Source organism: Clostridium sp. CM037 (genome assembly GCF_055081095.1).
In genome coordinates, this window is sequence record NZ_CM143650.1 from 876,892 (window position 1) to 898,285 (window position 21,394).

The window sequence follows — 21,394 nt, forward strand, 5'->3', positions numbered from 1 at the left end:
GCGATATTACTACGCCTTCTCATAAAAGAGATGGCGTTTTTTGTTTAAAAGAAAATGTAATATTAAAAGTACTATAGTACCTTTAAATTTAGCCCAGAGAGGCTGAGAAGGAGTGGATGTAATATGCTAAAAGGAAGACACTTAATTGAACCAATGGATTTTACAATACTAGAGCTTGAGGAGATTTTTGATTATGCAGATGAAATAATTAAAAAACCTGAAAATTTTTCTCATATCTGTGATGGGAAAGTTTTGGCAACATTATTTTATGAACCAAGCACACGAACAAGATTAAGCTTTGAAGCGGCAATGTTAAGACTTGGAGGTCAGGTTTTAGGTTTTTCTGAGGCGAAATCAAGTTCGGCAGCAAAAGGGGAAAGTGTAGCAGATACTATAAGGACAGTAGAATGTTATGCAGATATTGCAGCCATGAGACATCCCAAAGAAGGAGCTCCTAAAGTTGCATCTATGCACTCTCAAATGCCAGTAATAAATGCCGGTGATGGTGGGCATCAACATCCAACTCAAACATTAACAGATCTTTTAACCATAAGAAATATTAAAGGGTCATTATCAAACTTAACCATAGGAATTTGTGGTGATTTAAAGTTTGGTAGAACAGTTCACTCATTAATAAAAGCCATGTCAAGATATGAAAACATTAAATTTATACTAATTTCACCAAATGAATTAACAATTCCTAAATACATTAAATCGGAAGTATTGGAAAAAAATAATATGGAGTTCCTTGAAGTTGAAAAATTAGAGGATGTTATTGGAGATTTAGATATTTTATATATGACTAGAGTTCAAAAAGAAAGATTTTTTAACGAGGAAGATTATATAAGACTTAAAGATATTTATATACTGGATAAAGAAAAAATGTTAAAAGCTAAGAAAGATATGATAATTCTTCATCCACTACCAAGAGTTAATGAAATAGCTGTGGAAATCGACGCTGATCCAAGGGCATGTTACTTTAGACAAGCAAAATATGGTATGTATGCAAGAATGGCACTTATTGCTAAACTTTTGGGGGTGGATAAGTAATGGTAACAATAAATAGCATAAAAAGAGGAATAGTAATAGATCATATTAAAGCGGGTGTAGGACTCAAAATATTCAACTATTTAGGTCTTGATAATGCTCAATTTACAGTGGCACTTATTATGAATGCACATAGCGGGAAGCTCGGAAAAAAGGATATAATTAAAATAGAAAACGAGATTGATATAGATTTTACAGTGTTGGGGTTTATAGACCCTAACATAACAATAAATATAATAACTGGAGAAAAAATTGAAAATAAAGTTAAACTAAAGCTGCCAGATAAAATTGATAATGTTATAAGATGCAATAATCCAAGATGCATAACATCTGTAGAGCAAGAAATTTTGAATAGTTTCTACTTAGCAAATAGTGAAAAGGGCGAGTATAGATGTATATATTGTGATGAGATTAATAACCATACTACTGTATCGTAATAAAACACATAATTATTAATATAAAGTGTACGGTTTAAATTGTGACTTAGACCGTACAAAAAAATCGTAATGCAGTGTGAAGGGATGGTAGAACTATGGAATTGTTAATTAAGAACGCAAGGGTAGTTGATTCATCACAGGATTTTATTGGCGATGTTTATATAAATAAAGGAACAATATATGAAATAGGAAAAAAACTAGAAAAAGACTGTGAGGTAATAAATGGAGAGGGATATATTTTAGCCCCTTCTTTTATAGATCTTCACAGTCATTTTAGAGAACCGGGGTATACATATAAAGAAGATATACTGTCGGGAAGCCAGGCTGCAGTGCGGGGTGGATATACTGCGGTAAACCTTATGGCAAATACAAAACCAGTATGTAACTCAATGGATACAATAGATAAGGTGCTCAAAAAATCTAGGGAAATAAATCTCCTGGACATTCATCAATGTGCATCTATTACAGAGGATCTATTGGGGAAATCTATAGATCACCTAGGTCAGTTAACCAATGAAGTAAGATTTATATCGGATGATGGTAAAGGGGTTTATGATAGTCGTATAATGCTTGAGGCAATGGTTAAAGCTAAAGAAAAGGATTTAACAGTAATATCTCATGCTGAAAATGAAGAGTTAGTAGAAGTTGATACAAGGCTTGCTGAAAATATGATGACATGGAGAGATATAGCCCTTTCAAAATTCACAGGTTGTAAACTTCACTTAGCTCATGTTAGTACAAAAGAAGCTATGCAAGATATTATAAAAGGAAAACAGCAGGGGGGACGAATAACCTGTGAAGTTACGCCGCATCATCTAGCATTAACAGAAGAAACAAACTATAGGGTAAATCCACCTATGAGGAAAGTTGAGGATGTAAGCTTCTTAATACAAGCTATAAAAGATGGCTTTGTGGATGTTATAGCTACTGACCATGCGCCACATAGTGTTGAGGATAAAATAAAGGGCGCTCCTGGTATATCAGGACTAGAAAGTTCATTTCCTGTATGCTACACTAAATTGGTAGGAGAAGGTCATATTACTTTAAATAAACTTTCTGAATTGATGTCAAAAAACCCAGCTAAAATTATGGGATTTAACAAGGGCGAAATAAAAATAGGTTATGATGGAGACTTGGTACTGTTAGATACTAAATCTAAATATAACATTGATCCTTCGCAGTTTTTATCTAAAGGACACAATTCCCCATTTGAGGGTAAGGCTGTAGTAGGCAGGGTAATGTGCACGATTAAGGCAGGGAGAATAATTTATAAAGATAAGTAGAAACAAACAAAGAGTTGATTTGTAAATAAAACGGTAAAGGCGGAATAATCTTTGATTATAGATAAATTATTTAAAAGTGTAGAAAAAAACGGTCATGTATGCGTTGGGCTTGATACGGATTTAGAATATTTACCAGTAGAGTTTAGGAATAAGTTTATGCATGAGGAGCACGCGTTATACAGATTTAATCAAATGATAATTGATGCTACTTTTGATGTATCAGCTTGTTATAAGGTGCAAATAGCATATTATGAAGCTCTTGGATTAAAAGGTTTAAAAGTATACAAAGACACCTTGAGTTATATAAAAAGCAAAGGTGGCATAGTGATTGCAGATATTAAAAGAGGAGACATTGCAAAAACTGCACAAATGTATGCTAAAGCTCATTTTGAAGGGGATTTTGAAAGTGACTTTATAACTATAAATCCATACATGGGGATGGATAGTATTGAACCATATCTTCCTTATTTAAAAAATAAGGAAAAGGGATTATTCTCACTAGTAAGAACCTCTAATAAAGGAGCAGAAGATATAGAGTACATAGAGAATAAAGAAAATAAAAAGGTTTATGATATTGTGGGGGAAAAGTTATTAAAAATCGGAAGTGAATTTATTGGAGAATGTGGATATAGCTCCATAGGTGGAGTAGTTGGGTGCACGCATATAGATGAAGGATTAAAGATGAGAAATGATCTTCAAAAAATGTTCTTCTTAATACCAGGTTATGGAGCACAAGGTGGAGCAGCGAAAGATGTAGCCATATATTTAAAAAATGGAAATGGTGGAGTAGTAAATGCATCTAGAAGTATTTTGCTTGCATACAAGAAAGCAGAAAATGGGCAAATTCGTTTTGAACAGTGTGCTCGCGAAGAAGCTATAAAAATGAGAGACGAAATAAGAAAAGCCGCAAACCAAAAATAAGATATATTATTTATTAAAATGCTGGAGGGGTTTATTTGATATGTTCAGTAGAAAAGACATATGAAAATGTTGAAATAAGTGATGGTGTGTATAAGCTTTCTATAAAGGGAAAGTTTAACGTAAAACCAGGACAATTTTTTATGTTAAAGGTAGAAGACTCGGAGCCATTATTACCGAGACCTATAAGTGTGTATGATGTGGATGATGAGAAAATAAGTTTTTTATACCAAATAGTAGGTCAAGGTACAAAATATCTTAGTAAGCTTCGCGAAAATGATGAACTTCAGATAATGGGACCACTCGGAAATGGATTTGATGTGGAAAAAATAAAAGGGAAAATTGCTGTTGTATCTGGAGGAATTGGAATAGCACCACTTGTTTATCTGATAAAAAAACTTAGGTCGTGTGAAATAGATTTGTATGCAGGGTTTAGGTCTGTGGATTATTCTGTGGATTCTGTGGAAAAATATGTAAATAAAATTAACTTATCCACAGAAAGTGGTAAAATTGGTCATAAGGGATACGTAACAGACATAATAAATGTAAAAGAATATGAAACTGTTATTTGCTGTGGACCAGAAATTATGATGAAAAAGGTTGTAAATATGTGTCGTGATGCAAAAGTGCCAGTATATGTGTCTATGGAAAACCATATGGCTTGCGGAATAGGTGCATGTCTTGTATGTACTTGTAAAACCGTGGGTGGAAATAAGAGAACCTGCAAGGATGGTCCAGTCTTTGAAGGAAAGGATTTGATTTTTAATGACTAAAGTAGAATTATGCGGTGTGCATTTAAAAAATCCAGTCATAGCTGCATCTGGAACTTTTGGATTTGGCGAGGAGTATAGTAAGTATTACGATATTGGAAGACTTGGCGGCATATCAAGTAAAGGTCTTACGATAAATGAAAAGCAAGGTAATGATGGAATACGAATTTATGAAACCCGTGGGGGAATGCTAAATAGTGTAGGACTTCAAAATCCAGGTATTGAAAATTTTATAAATACACAACTTCCGCAAATGCAACAATATAACACAGCTATAATTGCAAATGTTGGTGGAGGTAGTATAGAAGAATACATGATGGCAATAGAAAGATTAAATAATGAGGCTATAGATATAGTCGAATTAAATATATCCTGCCCTAATGTAAAATGTGGGGGTATGGCTTTTGGAATTAAATCAAAGGTAGCATATGATGCAGTGAAAGAAATTAAGAGTATTTGCAAGAAACCTCTTATGGTTAAGCTTTCACCTAATGCAGAAGACATAGTAGATATGGCATATAAATGCTGTGAAGCTGGAGCAGATGCATTATCTTTAATAAATACTTTTAAAGGTATGGCAGTGGATATACATAAGCGTAAAGCGATTTTTAATAATATATATGCAGGGGTATCGGGACCGGCTATAAAACCTATGGCACTTAGGATGGTGCATGAAGTATGCAAGGTCGTAAATATACCAGTTGTAGGGATGGGTGGTATAACTAGCTTTGAAGATGCTATAGAATTTATAATGGTGGGAGCAGAGGCGGTTCAAGTTGGAACAGCTAATTTCATAAAACCGGATATTTGCAATGATATAATCGACGGAATTGAGAAGTATATGATAAAAGAAGGAATTAAAGATTTAAGTGAAATTAGAGGAATTATATAGGAGGAGATACTATGAATATTAATGTTTTAGATATATTAAAAGAATCAGGTGCCCTACTTGAGGGACATTTTCTGTTATCTTCAGGAAGACACAGCAATAGGTATTGCCAATGTGCAAAATTGCTTCAGTATCCAGACAAGGCTGAAAAGGTGTTAAGTGTAGTAGTTGATAAAATTAAAGATATAGATTTTGATGTTGTAGTAGGCCCTGCTATGGGTGGAATAATAGTAGCTTATGAAGTAGGTAGACAAACAGGAAAGCCTGCTATATTTACTGAAAGAGTAAACGGCACCTTCGAACTTAGGCGTGGATTTGAAATTAAAAAGGGACAAAAGGTTTTAATTACAGAGGATGTAGTGACTACTGGTAAGTCTTCTTTAGAAACAATAAAAGTCTTAAAAGAACTTGGGGCAGAAGTAGTTGGGATATGTTGCATAGTAGATAGAGGAAGTAGCACTATTGATTATCCTATCTATAGCTCAATAAAACTAGATATTGAAAGTTACGATCCATCAGAGTGCCCACTTTGTAAAGCTGGAACAGCTTACATAAAACCTGGTAGTAGAAATATAAAATAAATGTAATCTTTTTTTCTCAGAGAATGCTGTAATAAAGAGTATATATTGCTGAAATGCGCTCACTTTGCCAAGGAATTCTAAAATTAATATTATTTTAAGTTGCTAAAAAATGCAAACTCACTGTAATCTGTACCCTTTGTCAAGGACAATTAGAAAAAACTATATTGAATTATAAAGATGATTTCGGTATTGAACAGGAGTCATCTTTTTCAAATCCCATTGATATCTATATCTATTATAATAGATCATATATTTTTTAATTTCTTTCTTTAACTCTACTAATGTTTGACACTCTTTTATGTTTGCCTCATCTTTGAAATGACCGAAGAATGATTCCTGTGGAGCGTTATCCCAACAGTTTCCACGTCTTGACATAGATTGTCCTAGTCCACAACTTTTAACGAGATTTTGAAGGATTGGACTTGTATAATCGACTAAAGAAAAGGGATTGCTCCCTTCCCCTCGTCTAAGAACCGTACGTGAGAGTTTCCCGCTCATACGGCTCAAGCATTTCTTCACCTTTTCAGGCGGCATTCAGTGATTGTAGTTTCATTCTTCTTTTAACAAAATATTCCTTATGTAAAAAAGGATTTTGAGAGATTTTCAAATTTGGGTGTCGGACTATTTTGATTCGCCTTAAATTAATAAGAGAATAGTCTTCTGTCATAAAAACCCATATTTTGTATCCCTTCTGATGCCAATACTTATTAATTCGCCACCGTTTATTTTTATTTGGGTGTCGATGCTTTGCCCAATAATGTAATAAGTAATAAAGTGTGTTGTTAATGTAAGAAAAAACTTGACTGGCTACCGTGTGTTTATGATAGTTAGTCCAACCTCTTATTACAGAATTGAGTCTACGAATTATATCCGATTGAGTGCATGCTTTCCCTTCTTTAAGAATAATAGTGGAACATTTCCTTATCAAGCTTTTTATTGAACCTTTTGAAGGTTTAACAATAAGTTTTTCTTTGAATTTCCGAAATGTCCAACCTAGAAAGTCAAAACCTTCATTTATATGGGTAATTCTAGTCTTTTCTTCAGATAACACTAGTCCTCGAGTTTCAAGAAACTGACTAACAACTTCTTTAAGTTCTATTGCAACTTCTTTAGTATTTGCAGTTATTATAAAGTCATCAGCATATCGTACTAGATTTACTTTGGTTTTTGCACGATAGTGATTTTCGATATTCCCTTTTGTGTTACGATGGTATTTATCTTGAATCACCTTTTCAAGACCATCAAGTGCCATGTTTGCATAAAGACTTGATATGGCACCTCCTTGCGGAGAACATGTGTCCGTCGGAAATAACTTACCCTCGTATATAAACCCTGATTTCAGAAACTGTTTCATGATTCTTTTATCCATTGGAATGTTTTCTTGTAACCAACTATGGTTGATGTTATCAAAGCATCCCTTTATGTCTCCTTCTAATATCCATGTAGGAGAGCATTTTCTTGCTAGTACATTAAATATTTGTTCACATGCATCTTTGGCACTTCTTCCCTGACGAAACCCAAACGAGATGTTATCACCTTTGGTTTCAGCAATCGGTTCGAGTGCTAATGCATATAAAGTCTGCATTGCTCTATCATACATTGTCGGGATTCCTAAAGGTCGCTTCTTATTCTTGCCTTTTTTTGCAATATAAACTCTTTTGAGTGGTTTTGATTTGTAATGTTTACCATTAAGTTTAAGTACCGCTTTCATTTTTGAGGCAGAAGTGGACCATAGTTTTTTATCAACACCTGATGTCTTCTTTCCTTTGTTGGTGGTTACCTTTTTCACTGCATAGGCTTTTGCCGAAAAAGAATGTGTCAGTAAATATTGTAGCTGTTTTGCTTTGTTTTTATCACCTTTCACTGTTGCCTTAGCGATACGGGACTGTAGCCTATTAACATCATTTTGTACTTGTATCCAATCAATGGAATCCCATTTGTCTGCAAGTGTTTTAGTGTCTTTTAGCCTCTCGGTTTTATCCGTCGTTGAGTTATTAAAATTCATAAGTTTACCGTCCTTTCCTGACAAGAAATACCATAGGACAAGTCAGCACCCTTTCAGGTTAGAGCAAAGTTTGAACTCTTATCTGTTTTTATTACAAAAACGGCTTTCGCTTTTTATCCTTTTCTTCTGCCCTCTATATCATTTCTTCACCTTGCGGGTAGATACCTTATGTTTAAGGAATATATAGGGTTTACCAAGTTCCACGTAATATATAATTATGAATGCCTTAAGAGCCACCTTTAAACCGGGAGTGCTTCATCCAATCGCATTGGTTTAACAGTTGGCCTTTGCTTGACTCCGTACCTTTTGGTCAAAGCGTTTCAGCCTATTTCGCTTTCTCCAGCGTAACGATTCCTACAGTGATTCACTTTACGTTCTCCATAGCATTCTTACCCTAGCAGTTGTTCCAGATTAGGCTTCTCGAACTTCCACATCGTCTCATGAGCTTTCTAACCCAGACGTTACCATCCACGCTAGTCATGATAGGGTTACCCCGAATGGATAGGGTAGTCTTTCGACAATATATTACGCGACTTCTTGTCGCACATGACAACCTTGATCTGAGTGAATAAATGCATCTTTAGATATTTTAATATTTCTATTCTTTTTTAGCTTTAGTATAGTATCAGTGACTATATCCATCTTAATATTAGCTGACACATTATATGCCAGTATTTCATTTGTAGAGGAATCCTTAATCGTTGATAAATACGCCCTATGACCCTTTCCATAAAACAAATAAGTTATATCTGTAAGCAATACCTTGCCAGGTATATTTTGCTTGAAGTTTCTATTTAATAGATTTGGTAAAACAGCATGTTCGAGGGTGGCTTTCATCATCCTTTTATAAGGATTTGCTTTTCTAATAGGACATACAATTTGGTATTTCTTCATTATCCTACGGATACGTTTCAAATTGTAAACGATACCAAATTCGCCTTCTAACGTCATTTTAATTTGTCTAGCTCCTTTTTTGCGGCCTTTAAAGTTATATGCTTTTAAGATAGTATCTCGCACTATTTGATCATGATCGTCACGTTGATTCCTAACTCCTTGTGAACTAACTGAGAAATAGTTGTAGTAGCCTGAACGGGATACCCCCGACACACTGCATAAATGGCTAAGCATATTTCTGAGTTTATATTTTTTAATTTGTGAATTGATAAGAATATATTTTTCTTCTGCTACTAATATTATTTTTTCTTTACCAGCCTTCTTTCTAGGATGTCGATTTTTTTTAGTAATTCATTCTCAGCTTTAAGTAAATTAACTTGGACCTTAAGACGTTTATATCTTTCTTCTATGGGAAGATCTTTCCCACTTGATCTTCCGCACATTGATTTCCTTGTATCATTCAGTCCTATTACACCTTTTTTCTATATGCAGTCCGCCATCTGTAAGCTGCTGATCTAATTCGATCATTTCCAAGAACGTCTATATCAAAACCATATTCTTTAAATATTTCTTTTATAGATTTGCCCTTTTCATTCTCTGTTACAAAAATGCGTTTATATTCATCAGTGTAAGTTATACCTTTAATACTAACATTTGTTACATATTTATTTTTGGATAACACTTTCACTTCTTTTTCTGTAAAATTCTTAATGCTCATTTATTCACCCCTAATCCTTTATTCCATTATACATAGAAAAACCCCATAGGGTAGTTTTTTTTTAATCGTCTACTCTATAGGGTACATTTTACTGCGTTCAAACATGCATTTTTATTTACTCAACTGAAAATAATATTAATTAAGAATTACTAAGGCTTGCTCGAACGCATTCTACGCAATATATACTTTTATTAGCATTCTCTAAGAAAAAAGATATAATTGGGCTGCTAATAGTTGCTTAAGGAGATAACGCACTATGTTACTAAAATTATTCTTCTTTTGTAATTTCAAATATTCGAGTATAATCACATTTTTTCTCACTCAAGACTTTTAGAGAAAATTTTTCAATATATTCTTTTATGTCCAATTGTAAAAACTCTTTAAATCCCTTTGGTTCTAATAGTTTAATAATTAAAAATAGAAGTTTTTGAATAAGTTTTTTAGGTTGAGCCCATTCAACGACAACTATTTTGCCTTTGTTTTTTAATACTCTTTTGGCTTCTTTGATTATTTCATACCTTATATTATCATCAACTTCGTGTAAAACTAATGAAATTAAGACGACATCAAAATAATTGTCATCAAAGTTCATATTTGTTGCATCCATAACAAGGGTTTCGATATTTCTTATTCCCCTTTTTTCTATTTTCTCTTTGGCAAGTGCTAACATTCTTTAGATAAATCAATGCCAACTATTTCAGTGTTTATTCTATTATCTGCAATAATAATACTGTTGGTAACCGTTCCAATACAAACTTCCAATACTTTTGATTTTCCCTCTGATATAAAGTTAATATACCTTTTCTTGGATTGGTATTTGTACAATTAAAGTAGAAAACGTCTACTAAATCATAAAATTTTGAAATAATCCTATATTGTAAATTAATACTTTCCTCCCTTATTGAGTTAATTATATACTGGGTGTTTGTACTCAAATATATTCCTATATCGATTATAAATTCTATAGTTTCATATTTATGAGATACAGAATTAAATAAATGAAAACCTCCAATAACAAAATCTATATTTTTAATAATTCTTTAGATTTAGAATTGAGCAGAATGGAGATAAACTAGGGGATTAATGAGGGAATTGTCTTCTGATGGAGTTTAAGACATTTTTATACAAAATATGATAAGTTTATTTACAAAATTTATTAGATATTGTATAATAATATGCAATAACTCAATATAAAGGAATTAAAGTAAATGTGTTTTATAATTTCTATAATATTATTTATTTTGAGGAGGAAATTTAATGAAATCTTTAATGTCGGGAAATGAAGCAATTGCAAGAGGAGCTTATGAAGCTAGTTGTAAAATAGTATCATCATATCCAGGGACGCCAAGTACTGAGATAAGTGAAGCTATAAGTTTATATAAGGGTGTATATGCAGAGTGGGCACCTAATGAAAAAGTTGCACTAGAGGTAGTTGCAGGAGCATGTTTGGCTGGGGTTAGGAGTCTAACAGCCATGAAACATGTAGGGGTAAATGTTGCTGCTGATCCACTTTTTAATATGACTTATGAGGGGGTTAATGCAGGTTTAGTGATTATTTCCGCAGATGATCCTGGTATTCATTCATCCCAAAATGAACAAGATAATAGAATATATGCAAGCCATGCTAAAATTCCATTAATAGAACCATCAAATTCACAAGAGTGTAAGGATTTTATGATAGAGGCATTTGAAATAAGTGAGTTATTTAATACTCCAGTGTTGCTTAGAACAACTACTAGAGTATCTCATTCTAAGAGCATTGTAGAATTTCAGAAAGATAAAATAGCGGAAGAGGATTATAGAGAATATAAAAAGAATAACTTAGAGAGAATGTTGATACCAGTAATATCTAGAAGGAGACATCTTGAAATTGAAGAAAATTTAAAAGCAATTCAACATTACGCTAATTCTACAAGCTTAAATGAAATGGAATTAAATGAATCTTCAATTGGTATTATAACAAGTGGAATATCTTATCAGTACGTTAAAGAAATATTTGGACAAACGGTATCATATTTAAAGCTAGGAATGAGCTACCCATTTCCAAATATAAAAGCTAAAGAGTTTTCATCAAAAGTAGAAAAAATATATGTAGTAGAAGAAGGAGAGCCTTTTATTGAAACAGCATTAAAAACTATCGGAATAAGTTGTATAGGTAAGGAGATTATTCCTATATGTGGAGAGCTTAATCCGGATATAATAAGGAAAGCTATAAAAGGAGAAGAAAATGAGTGCTTTGATGAGATCAAAATTCCACCAAGAACGCCAAGATTATGTGCTGGCTGTTCATACAGAGGACTTTATCATGTAATAAAACAGCATAAGGATATTATTGCAGTAGGAGATATAGGGTGTTATACACTAGGTGGAATGGAGCCACTAAAAGCTCTAGATACAGTTTTATGTATGGGGGCATCTATATCAATGGCAATAGGAATGCAAAGAACACAAGATTTTAAACCCATGGGGAAAAGAATATTTGCATTTATTGGAGATTCAACATTTTTTCATTCTGGTATAACTGGATTGTTAAATGCGGTATATAATAAAACTCCGATTGTAGTGTGTATTTTAGACAATAGAACTACTTCAATGACTGGGGGTCAAGAAAATCCAGGCACCAGAAAAACTTTACAAGGAGATAGTGTGCAAAAAATTAACATAGAGGATATTGTATTAGCTTTAGGAATTAAAGAAGAAAATCTAAAAATTATAGACCCTGTAAATCTTCAATCAATTAATGAGTGTGTGATGATAGCTAAAAATAGTAAAGAACCTTTCGTCATTATTTCAAGACGTAGTTGTGAGTTGTTAAAAAGAAAAACAGAAAAGACTAAAAAGTATAGCATTGATTCGGAAAAATGCATTAAATGTAGAAAGTGTACAACCATAGGATGTCCTGCTATTAAAGAAGTTAACAATATTATAACAATATATAAATTAGAATGCAGAGGTTGTGGGGTTTGCCAGCAAATTTGTCCTCTTCAATTAATAAGGGAGGAAGAGTAACTATGAATGCTGTGAAAAGTATAATTTTAACAGGTATTGGTGGAAAAGGTGTAATTACCATATCTAATATATTATCTAATGGATTAGTGGCTATAGGATATGATGTTAAGGTTTCAGAAGTACATGGAATGTCTCAAAGAGGTGGTAGTGTACATGCTCAAGTAAGATTTGGAGATAAGATATATTCACCATTAATAGAAAAAGGAACCGCCGATATCATACTAGGATTTGATAGATTGGAAGCTCTAAGATGGGGAAGTTATTTAAAAAAAGATGGACTTATGATAGTTAATAATACTACTACAAATATAGATACCTATAAAGGGGAAATAAATAATAGTTTTGATAGGTACAATAATGTTAAGTTAGTTGAGGCAAGGTTAATAGTTGAGGATTTAGGTAATAATGCAAGTGAAAACTTTTTATTATTCGGAGTCTTATTAAAGTCATTAGATTTTAATTATAGCTTTTGGAAAGAAATATTTAAGGAAAATATAAAAAAGTCATATCAAGAATCAAGTATTATTTCTATATTAAGGGGTATGGAAGAAATTTAGATAGGTAATAACATAAAAATCTCATCTGCAAAATAGGAGGGGAGAAAGAAAATGGAATTAGAAACTAAGAGTAGTGTAAAAAAAACAAGTGAAAAAATACGAAGAAATGATATTGCTATAATTGGGGTAGGATGTAGATTCCCAGAAGCTGAGAATTACGATGAATATTGGGATGTTATGTATAATGGTTTAAATACGGTAAAAGAAATTGGATATGAAAGATGGAAAAATGGAAAGTATTGTTTGAAAAATGAAGCTGATTTAGGATGGGGAAATAGTAAATTTGTTAAATATTGTGGTCAGCTTAATGATATAGATAAGTTTGATAATAGCTTTTTTAATATATCTCCTAGGGAGGCTATTAACATGGACCCTCAACAAAGAATTTTACTTGAGGAAACATGGCATTGTATTGAAGATTCAGGAGTACCTCTTAAAGAACTGCAAAATGAAGTTACTTCAGTTTTTGTTGGTGTTACAGGAAATGATTATAATTTAGTTGCATTAACAAATGGGGAACATGTAGATAACTATGCAAGCTCAGGTAACTTTGAATGCATAATATCTAATAGACTTTCTCACTACTTGGGATTAAGTGGGGAGAGTATATCACTAGATACAGCTTGCTCATCATCTTTAGTTGCTATACATAAGGCTAAGCAAAATTTAATTTCAGGAGATTCAAAATATGCGATCGCAGCTGGTGTATGTCTTGCATATCATCCATGGAGATATATAACATTTTCTAAATCTAATATGATGAGTAAAGATGGAAAATGTAAAACATTTGATGCCAATGCCAATGGATTTGTTCAAGGAGAGGGAGTAGGAGTACTTCTTTTACAAAAATTAGATGATGCTATAAAAGATGGTAATCATATATACGGCATAATTAAAGGATCAGCAGTTAATCATTGTGGAGCATCTAAAACTATTGCAGCACCTAGTATGAAAGCACAAATGAATGTAATTGATAAGGCTTTAAATGATGCTGAGATTGATGCAAGAACAGTGAATTACATAGAGACTCATGGAACTGGTACTGCACTAGGTGATCCTATTGAGGTGGAAGCATTAACTAATGTATTTAGGAAATATACTGACGAAAAAAACTTTTGCACCATTGGTTCAGTCAAGACCAATATCGGACATTTAGCGAGTGCATCAGGAGTAGCTGGAATTATAAGAGTACTACTTATGATGAAGAATAAGAAGATACCAAAGACATTAAATCTTAAGGAACTAAATCCACTGCTTAATTGGGATACAATTCCATTTAAAGTGGCTGTAGAAAATATTGATTGGAAACCAGTAGATGATAATACTCCTTTTAGAACAGGAGTTAGTGGATTTGGGTTTGGTGGAGTTAATGCTCATGTCTTGATTGAGAGCTATGAAGAAAAAATCAATAAGGAAAATAAGAAAACGTTTAGTAAAGGTGAAATATTTGCGTTATCTGCACTGAATACCCATAGTTTGAGTGCAAATGTTAATAAATGGAAAAATTTATTAAAGACAGAAGAAATTAATGATGAAAACCTTGGCGATGTATGTAAGACAATGCTAGCTGGAAGAAGAAATTGTGAAGGCATGAGGATAGGTACTGTAGTCAAAGATAAAGAAGAAATACTAAGATTTTTAGAGTTAGTAAATATAGAGGATATTAAAGCAGGAATGGTAAGTAAAAAATTTGGTGTAAATATCAAAAATACAAATTATCAAGGGTTTGCTTATATAAAGCCATTAATGAGTATTAAAATATTTAAAGATGAATTTGAAATAGTTATAGATAAGATAGAAAAAGAACTAGGTATATTAGATATAAGTATGAGTATTAAAATTGCAAAATGGGATAAGGATAAGATACAAGGAAATTCTTTTATCATTAATTATGCATTATCTAGAACATTAATAAATTTAGGAATAAATGTATCATATATAACTGGTGAAAATCAAGGTGCTTTGATAGCTATGGTAATTTGCTATATGATTAAACCTTCAGCAGCCTATATGCTTTTAACTGGTAGGAATAATATAGCAGATATTAAAATAGGAAGACCTAGAATACCATTTTTAGATCCAATTAACAAAGTAAAAATAATGAGATATAACATTAATAAAGGGTATATTGATGAAAATATATTAGGTATAAAAATAAAAGAGTGTGATAGAGAAGTATTAAAGTGTTATGTAGAAAAAGCAAAAATTCTTAATAAGACACAAATTACATATATGAAATATCTACAAGAGTGGGACAAAGTTCTTAGGACGAAAGATATAACAATAGACTCGTTGTTATATAATGAAGAACTTTTAACTACAAATAATGAAGGGTTTGATAAGAAAAGAGTACTACTATTATTAATTACTTATAGCTCATTAATTAAATTAAATAAAAAGTGGGATTTATCAGTAGACTTAAAAGTTTCAGATGAGAGATTTAATGAACTAGTAGATTTGTTATTAGATGAAGTTGTAACTAAAGAAATGTTGGTAGAACTTTTTATTGAAGGAAGTAGTAGCATAAATGAATTCCAAGAGAAATTCAATGAAAGACAAGGGGAAATTCACAACTATGATAAATATTCTAATCTAAATAGATATAATGATAGTTTAGAAGAAACAGGCAACATTAAAGAGTGGATTGAACAATTAAAAAAGAATATTAAAAAAGCAGAAATTTCAAAATCTAGCGTAGTTAGTATTTTAGATGAAGATAAAGAAATAGTAGCTTTATCAATACTTGATGATGGACTATATAGCTTCAATGAGGCATTAGTTAAGTTATGGGTTTCAGGATTAGATATTCAGTGGAATAAATTATATGTCAAAGGAAGCTATAAGAAATATCCATTACCAGGATATCAATATGATAAAAAATCTTATTGGATGCCATTAAAGAGCGATGAGAGTTTAGATAAATCTCATCCTATGATAGATATTAACAAGTCGAAAATTGGTGAGGGGTTAATTGTTAAGACTCTAAAGGCAAGTGATTTTTATGTAGGAGACCATGTTGTTGATAATGATATCATTTTACCTGGAGTGGCTTATTTAGAAATGGTTAAAGCTGCAGGAGAATTAGTTTCTAAAAAGAAAGTAAGGTCAATTAAAGATGTTCACTGGATAGAGAGAATGGTAATAGAAGTTAAAAAAGATGCCTATATAAAGATATCACAGGAAAAAAATTATATGACATATGAAGTGTATACCATTAATAAAGGAAATAGGGACATACATTCAAAGGGAAAATTAATTTATGGTGAATTCAGCAGTGAAGAAAATAAAAAGTTTAATATAGATGAAATTAAAAAAAGATGTAATGGAAAAATAACTAAAGATTTTTGTTACAATAATGTGTTTAAGGACTACATTGGGTTTGATTATGGTCCGAGCTTTCAAGTTACAACAGAAGCATTTTGTGGAAGTAATGAATCCTTAGAAAAGTTGGATTTACCAGATAATCTTAATGATACCTTTGATGAATTTGCATTACATCCATCTATTATAGATGCCGCATTAAGAGCTATAACCTGGATTGGTGGAACAGAAGCCTATAAAAAATTAAGACTACATATTCCTTTTGCATTAGGGGAAATTAAAATTTTAGGTAAAATTACAAAGAGTTGCTACTCTTATGCAACTATAGTGCCAGAAACTATAGGAAAAGATCCAGGCTCTAAGAGGTTTAATATATATATATTAAATGAAAAAGGGGAAGTAATTATTGAGGTAAAGGACTTTACAATAAGGAAAATAAAAGAGGAGAATACCTTAAATATAGCAAAAGACATTAATTTATATACAGAAGTATGGAAAGAGACACCAATAACAACCAATAATAAAAGTGAAATTAAAAACATTTTATACTTTGGAAAAGATAAATCCATGGTGAAATCTCTTAAGGAAACTATTATTGTTGAACATTCTCAGTTAGAAAGAATAATCTTTGTGGAAAATGGTACAGACTTTAAGGAATCAAATGATTTAGAATATACAATAAATACAAATAGCTATGAAGATTATATAAAGTTAATTGAAGATATTAAGAAGAAGGAAATTAAAGTAGATTACATAATTTATCACTGTAGTAAAGATATCGATGATAATACTGAAAATTTATTGTTCGAAGGGAAAAGCAAATTATTAGGATTTTATTTTATGTTGAATATGTTTAAAGCAGTTACTTCTATAATAAAAGAAGAAAAAGTAAAATGTTTGCTTCTATCTACATGTACTGGTAGAAATTCATTGCCAGAGGTTACTATGATGAAAGGTCTTTCTAAGGCATTTTTTTCAATAAATATAAACGTTAAGACTTCAGTTATACATTTCAGTAGTATAGAAGATATGTTAAAAAATTTACCTAAAGAATTAGTTAGTAGTAGTAATATAAATAATTCGGAAATTTCATATGTGGAGAATATAAGAAGTAAAAAGATTATTGTTCCGTTAGATGAGTTGCCCGGAGAAAAAATGCAGTTTAGTGGATTTAAAAACAAGGGAACTTATTTAATAACAGGAGGCTTAGGTAAACTAGGAATCGCTGTGGCAGAGCTAGCATTAAAGGATTATGAGGCAAATGTTATATTAGTTGGAAGATCAGATCTTAGCGCATCAAAATTAAATGAAATGAAAAGATTGAAGGCTTATAAAGGAAATGTGATTTATTTTAAGGGCGATATTTCTAATTTTGATATTGTAGAGGATATAGTAAATAAATCAAAGCAAAGATTTAATAATATAGATGGAATTATTCATTGCGCAGGGGTGCTCGGGGAAAAACTTCTTTTAGAAGCTAATAGAGAGAACATTGAAGAGGTGCTACTTCCCAAAGTGAATGGAACCACAAATTTAGATGTAGCAACTAAAAATGATAACATAGATTTTTTTATATTGTTTTCTTCGATATCTTCAATAATGGGAGATTTTGACAGAGGTACTTACTCAGCAGCAAATACTTTCTTGGATAGTTTTGCAGTGGTAAGAGAAGAGCTAAGAAAAGAAGGAAAGAGATCTGGAGTATGTACATCAATTAATTGGCCAATATGGAATGGTGGGGGTATGCAATTATCTGAAAAGGAAACAGACCAATACGTTAATCAAGCCGGGATGAGTCAAATGGATATTAAAGATGGATTAGAGATCATGAAAAATGTTATAAAAACTAATTTGTCTAGAGTTATAGTAACTTGTGGAAATAAGAATACGATAAATAGAGTTTTAGGAATAACATTAGGTGAAAAGAAAAATAGGTCTTCAAATATGATAATTCAGAAGAATGTATTAAAAACAAAAGGCAACTCTATTGATATAGAAAAAAAAACTAAGGAGTACTTAAAGCAAGTAGTATCCCAAGGAACGGGAGTACCAGTTAATGAAATTGATACTAAAGCTGATATTTCAAAGTACGGTATAGATTCTATAATGATCATGGATTTTAACTCTATTTTAGAAAAAGATTTTGATGATTTACCTAAAACTCTATTTTTTGAATACAACACTATCGATGAACTATCAGAAGTCTTTATACAAAACTATGCGGACACTATCAAAAAAATTAGCAATATAGAGGCGAGCAGTTTGGTGGAGGAAGAAGAATTAGATATAGATTATGAGTATGAAGAGGTATGTACAGAAGATGAAGAAGATAGAGATGAAACAGAAGACAGGGTAGAAAATAAGAAGGATTATGACATAGCTATAATAGGTTTAAATGGTAGATATCCTATGGCAGATACTTTAGATGAATTTTGGGATAATTTATTGAGTGGAAAAGATTGTGTCACTGAAATTCCAGCAGATAGATGGGATTACAAGAAAGACTTTAATCCTAGTAAAGGAATGAAAAATAAAGTTTATTGTAAATGGGGAGCATTTATAAATGATGTTGACAAGTTTGATGCAGAATTTTTTAAGATTTCACCAAGAGAAGCGGAGTTACTAGATCCTCAAGAAAGATTAATGCTACAAACAACTTATCATACAATAGAAGATGCTGGGTACAATAGAAATAGGCTTTCTGATAAGAAGGTTGGTGTCTTTGTAGGTGTTATGAATTCACATTATCAAATGTTTGGTGTTGAAGAATACTTAAAGGGTAACTTGATTGATGTTCATTCATCATTTGCATCTATAGCAAATAGAATATCCTACTTTTTTAACTTTAAGGGGCCAAGCATAGCTATTGATACAATGTGTTCATCTGCACTAACTGCAATTCATATGGCTTGTGAAAGTATCCGCCATGGCGAAAGTGAGTTGGCGGTTGCAGGAAGTGTCAATACTATTATTCATCCAGCAAAATATATATTCCTTACAGAGCAAGGATTTGGATCCACAGAAGGAAAATGTAGATCTTTTGGAAAAGGTGGAGATGGATATGTTCCAGGAGAAGGAGTAGGAGCTATATTATTAAAACCATTGAAGAAAGCTATTAAGGATGGAGATATAATTTACGGTGTTATAAAGGGTACTGCTATAAATCATGGAGGTAAGGTAAGTGCATATACAGTGCCGAATCCCAATGCTCAATGTGATCTTATTCGGGAAGTTATAAATAAATCTGGAATAAATCCAGAACATATAAATTATATTGAAGCACATGGAACAGGAACTGAATTAGGTGATCCAATAGAAATTGCAGGATTAACAAAAGCCTTTAGAAAGTTTACTAATAAAAATCAGTTCTGTGCAATAGGATCAGTAAAATCTAATATCGGTCACTTAGAATCAGCAGCTGGTATGGCATCGTTAACTAAGGTGTTGTTGCAGATGAAATATAAGAAATTAGTACCGTCTATACTAGCAGAAAACATTAATGAAAATTTAGATTTTGATAATACACCGTTTTATCTTCAAAGATCATTACGAGATTGGAACAATGTAGTTGAAGATGCAGCACATGGAGAAAAGATATATCCAAGATGTGCAGGGATAAGTTCATTTGGAGCAGGAGGAACTAATGTACATATTATTGTAGAAGAATATGAGAAAGAAATAAAGGTTTCAGAAAGTAAAGAAGAAAACTTGATTATATTATCTGCTAAGAGTATGGACAAGTTAAAAGAACAAGCTACTAACTTAGTAAAGTTTATTGATAAAAATAATATTAGAAGAAGTGATTTATCAATAAATGAGAATTCTTGTATGGAAAGTAGTATGGAAGGGTTTGCGAATAAATTTTTAAATGCTATAAGCGATGTAATAGGCATTGAAACTAAATTACTTGATTTAGATGAAGATTTAGTAAGTTTAAGTGTTGACACTGTAAATAGGATTGAAATTATAAGAAAGATGAAGGAATTATATAATGTAGATATTTCAGAGGATGCTTTTTTACTAAGTAAGTCATTAAGAGAAATAATAAGTAAATATGAGACTGTTAGTAATAACACAAAGGACAAAATTATAGGGGATAATAAAAATAGATATAATTTTAATCTGGAAGATATGGCATATACCCTTCAAGTAGGAAGAGAAGTCTTTGAAGAAAGAGTTGCTATTATTAGTAAAGATATTGAAGAGGTAAGAGATATATTAGTTAAGTTCTCCCAAGGAGAGACGAATATATCTAAGTTATATTTATGTAATACTAGCAATAATAACTCAGTGGTATCAACGTTATTTACTAATGAATTAGGAAATGAATTTATTAATAATATAATTAATAGTAAGAATATGCAACAAATTGCTCAGTTATGGTTATTAAAAGTGGATATAGATTGGGATAAATTATATGAAGGAAATAGACCTAATAAAATATCATTAGTAAACTATATATTTGATAAAAAGGCATTTTGGATTGGAAGAAATTCAAAAGATAAAATTATAAAGATAAAGGAACCTATAATAAATCTAATTATAGAAGAGAAAAAAGATAAAGAAATTTGCACGGATTTAACTGAGATGAAGTTATACAAGAAAGCTGGAGTGAAGGAATGTCTTGTAACCACTTTGAGTGAAGTGATTTATACTGATGCAAGAGAAATAAAGGTTGATATACCATTCTCAGATTATGGAGTTACATCTGTATTAACTATAGAATTTGTAAATAAAGTTAATGAAAAGTTAAAAATAGATTTAAATTCAACAGATTTATTTAATTTTAATGATATAGAGCGTTTATCTAAACATATAATATCAAGATTTAATGATGAACTTAGTAACCAGTTCAGTAGCGTTGATAGTAAAGGGATAGATGATGAAATATTTGAGTTATTTACTCAGTTAGAAAATGGGGATATTGATTTAGAAGAAATAGAAATGTTACTGGAGGATAATTAA

12 protein-coding genes and 2 pseudogenes are annotated in these 21,394 nt (G+C 31.6%); 10 read left to right on the plus strand and 4 right to left on the minus strand.

All coding sequences use genetic code 11. From position 1 onward, the window contains the following. Window positions 1-123: 123 nt before the first annotated feature. The 7 genes from pyrB (at window position 124) to pyrE (ending at window position 5,925) form a co-directional block, all read left to right on the plus strand. Window positions 124-1,050, plus strand: a complete 927-nt coding sequence (pyrB, locus tag ACWJKP_RS04370; RefSeq protein WP_165412712.1) for an aspartate carbamoyltransferase — start codon at window positions 124-126, stop codon at window positions 1,048-1,050. Next, window positions 1,050-1,484 (plus strand): aspartate carbamoyltransferase regulatory subunit, encoded by a 435-nt coding sequence (locus tag ACWJKP_RS04375; protein ID WP_165412713.1) that lies wholly within the window; start codon window positions 1,050-1,052, stop codon window positions 1,482-1,484. Before pyrB ends, ACWJKP_RS04375 begins: the two co-directional genes overlap by 1 nt. 95 nt (window positions 1,485-1,579) lie before the next feature. Further along, window positions 1,580-2,767 carry a dihydroorotase gene (locus tag ACWJKP_RS04380; protein WP_165412714.1) on the plus strand — a complete coding sequence of 396 codons (1,188 nt, stop codon included), beginning with the start codon at window positions 1,580-1,582 and terminating at the stop codon, window positions 2,765-2,767. 51 nt (window positions 2,768-2,818) lie between these two features. After that, entirely contained in the window at window positions 2,819-3,688 is an 870-nt protein-coding gene (pyrF, locus tag ACWJKP_RS04385) for an orotidine-5'-phosphate decarboxylase (RefSeq protein WP_165412715.1), read from the plus strand. Window positions 3,689-3,723: 35 nt separating this feature from the next. Beyond that, window positions 3,724-4,458, plus strand: a complete 735-nt coding sequence (locus ACWJKP_RS04390) for a dihydroorotate dehydrogenase electron transfer subunit (RefSeq protein ID WP_165412716.1) — start codon at window positions 3,724-3,726, stop codon at window positions 4,456-4,458. Further along, window positions 4,451-5,347, plus strand: coding sequence for a dihydroorotate dehydrogenase (locus ACWJKP_RS04395; RefSeq protein WP_165412717.1), 897 nt, complete (start codon window positions 4,451-4,453; stop codon window positions 5,345-5,347). Before ACWJKP_RS04390 ends, ACWJKP_RS04395 begins: the two co-directional genes overlap by 8 nt. Before the next feature lie 11 nt (window positions 5,348-5,358). After that, window positions 5,359-5,925 (plus strand): orotate phosphoribosyltransferase, encoded by a 567-nt coding sequence (gene pyrE, locus ACWJKP_RS04400; protein WP_165412718.1) that lies wholly within the window; start codon window positions 5,359-5,361, stop codon window positions 5,923-5,925. 159 nt (window positions 5,926-6,084) lie between these two features. Here pyrE and ACWJKP_RS04405 read toward each other — a convergent pair. From ACWJKP_RS04405 to ACWJKP_RS04420, 4 genes and pseudogenes are all read right to left on the minus strand, one after another. Continuing rightward, window positions 6,085-6,354 (minus strand): annotated as a pseudogene (locus tag ACWJKP_RS04405) (IS3 family transposase); the annotation flags it as partial. Window positions 6,355-6,448: 94 nt separating this feature from the next. Next, a complete protein-coding gene (ltrA, locus tag ACWJKP_RS04410; protein ID WP_462961171.1) occupies window positions 6,449-7,930 on the minus strand; it encodes a group II intron reverse transcriptase/maturase in 1,482 nt (493 codons plus the stop codon). A gap of 546 nt (window positions 7,931-8,476) precedes the next feature. Continuing rightward, window positions 8,477-9,542, minus strand: a pseudogene (locus ACWJKP_RS04415) (IS3 family transposase); the annotation flags it as partial. A 268-nt stretch (window positions 9,543-9,810) separates the two neighbouring features. Then, on the minus strand, window positions 9,811-10,212 hold the full coding sequence (locus tag ACWJKP_RS04420; RefSeq protein ID WP_165412053.1) for a class I SAM-dependent methyltransferase: 402 nt from the start codon (window positions 10,210-10,212) through the stop codon (window positions 9,811-9,813). A 587-nt stretch (window positions 10,213-10,799) separates the two neighbouring features. On the opposite strand from ACWJKP_RS04420, the gene iorA reads away from it, so the two are divergent. Genes iorA through ACWJKP_RS04435 form a run of 3 tightly spaced genes read left to right on the plus strand, consistent with a single transcriptional unit; the run spans window position 10,800 to window position 21,394 of the window. Beyond that, entirely contained in the window at window positions 10,800-12,551 is a 1,752-nt protein-coding gene (gene iorA, locus ACWJKP_RS04425; RefSeq protein ID WP_165412052.1) for an indolepyruvate ferredoxin oxidoreductase subunit alpha, read from the plus strand. A 2-nt stretch (window positions 12,552-12,553) separates the two neighbouring features. Beyond that, window positions 12,554-13,108, plus strand: coding sequence for an indolepyruvate oxidoreductase subunit beta (locus ACWJKP_RS04430; protein WP_165412051.1), 555 nt, complete (start codon window positions 12,554-12,556; stop codon window positions 13,106-13,108). Between the two features lie 51 nt (window positions 13,109-13,159). Then, on the plus strand, window positions 13,160-21,394 hold the full coding sequence (locus tag ACWJKP_RS04435) for an SDR family NAD(P)-dependent oxidoreductase (protein WP_165412050.1): 8,235 nt from the start codon (window positions 13,160-13,162) through the stop codon (window positions 21,392-21,394).